This window comes from Streptacidiphilus sp. ASG 303, assembly GCF_020991365.1.
Classification (GTDB): domain Bacteria; phylum Actinomycetota; class Actinomycetes; order Streptomycetales; family Streptomycetaceae; genus Peterkaempfera.
Genome location: NZ_JAJLRA010000071.1, coordinates 1 through 2,035 on the forward strand (window position 1 = coordinate 1; position 2,035 = coordinate 2,035).

The window sequence follows — 2,035 nt, forward strand, 5'->3', positions numbered from 1 at the left end:
ACCCCCTGTTCCAGGTCATGCTGACCCTCCAGAACACCGCCCAGGCCGTCCTCGAACTCGACGGCGTGGACATCGAACTCGCCGCCACCGGCGACACTCCGGCCAAGTTCGACCTCGCCCTCGACCTCACCGAAGCCCTCGACACCGACGGAACCCCGGCCGGGGTGAACGGCGCACTCACCTACGCCGCCGACCTCTTCCAGCAGACGACCGCTGCGGCGCTCGGTGCCCGCTTCGTGCGGGTACTGCAGACGGTCGTCGCCGACCCGGACGTACGCGTGCACCACGTCGACGTCATGGACACCACCGAACGCCACCGGGTGCTGGTCGACTGGAACGACACCGCGCACGAGGTGCCCGCCGGCACGATGGTGGACCTCTTCGAGGCGCAGGTCGCCCGGACCCCCGACGCCATCGCGGTGATCGACGCCGAGGGCGCCGAGGTGTCGTACGCCGAACTCAACAAGCGGACCAACCGCCTGGCGCGGCTGCTGACCGAGCACGGTGCCGGGCCCGAGGACCGCGTCGGCGTGCTGATGCCCCGCTCCACCGGGATGGTCGTCGCCCTGCTGGCGGTTCTGAAGAGCGGCGCCGCCTACGTACCGGTCGACCCGCAGTACCCGGCGGAGCGCATCGCGTACATGCTGGACGACGCCCGGCCGACGGTCCTCCTGACCACCACCGGGCTCGTCGGGCAGGTCCAGGAACAGGAGCAGCGCTTCGGGCTGGTCGTCGTGGACGACGACAGTGCGGCCGACCGCTTGTCTGCTCTGAACCCGGGCGATGTCGAAGACGCGCACCGGACATCGCCGCTGACCACCGACCATCCGGCGTATGTGATCTACACGTCCGGCTCGACGGGCCGGCCGAAGGGCGTGGTGATCCCCCACGGCGCGCTGGTCAACTACGTCGCACGCGCCCAGGAGGCGTACCCGTCGCTGGCGGAGGACACGCTGATCCACGCCTCGGTGTCCTTCGACGCCGGTGTCACCTCCCTGTACGGCGCGCTCGCCTGCGGCGGATGCCTGTACCTGGCGCCCGAGGACACCCGGCTGCCCGTCGCTCCGTCGGACAGGCGTGTGGCGTTCCTCAAGGCCACGCCGAGTCACCTTGCCTTCCTGGAGGCGCCGGGCGAGGTTGCGAACGTACCCACGCGCCAGCTCATGCTGGGGGGCGAGTCCCTGCACGCGCCCATGCTGGAGCGACTGCGCCGCGAGCATCCGCACCTGGCCGTGGTGAACCACTACGGCCCGACCGAGGCGACGGTCGGCGCGGTCGACCACCACATCGCCCCGGGCGAGGCACTCGGGCACGGCCCGGTGCCGATCGGCCGGCCGATGTGGAACATGCAGGCCTACGTGCTCGACGCCGGTCTCAAGCCCTGCCCGCCCGGCGTGCCCGGCGAGTTGTACCTCGCCGGCGCCCAGCTGGCCCGCGGCTACCTTGGTCGCCCGGCCCTGAGCGCCGAACGCTTCGTCGCCAACCCCTACGGCGGCCCCGGCGCACGCATGTACCGCACCGGCGACCTCGCCCGCTGGACCACGCGCGGCCTTCTCGAACACCTCGGCCGCACCGACGACCAGGTCAAACTCCGCGGCTTCCGCATCGAACTCGGCGAAGTCCAGAACGCGCTCACCGGACACGTGGCGGTCGAGCAGGCGGTGGTCCTGGTCCATGAGGACCGGACGGGTGACAAGCGTCTGGTCGGCTACGTCACTGTCGCGTCCGGCGCCGAGACCCAGGACCCGACGCGGCTCGCGGCCGACATCCGGGCCCATACCGTCGCCGTCCTGCCGGAGTACATGGTGCCGTCGGCGGTCGTGGTGCTGGAGGCGTTCCCGCTGACGGTCAACGGCAAGCTGGACCGGAAGGCCCTGCCCGAGCCGGACCTGGCGGTGACGGCCGGCTCCGGCCGCAGGCCGGAGACCGAGCGGGAAGCACAGCTGTGCGCCGTCTTCGCCGAGGTCCTCGGCATCCCCGAGGTGGGTGTCGAGGACAACTTCTTCGAGCTCGGCGGGCACTCCCTGCTCGCCGT

General features: G+C 71.4%; 1 protein-coding gene. It reads left to right on the forward strand.

Annotated features, from left to right (window positions below; all coding sequences use genetic code 11):
- Positions 1–2,035 (forward strand): amino acid adenylation domain-containing protein (locus LO771_RS29935; RefSeq protein WP_230748289.1); only part of this gene is annotated, 2,035 nt, incomplete at both ends.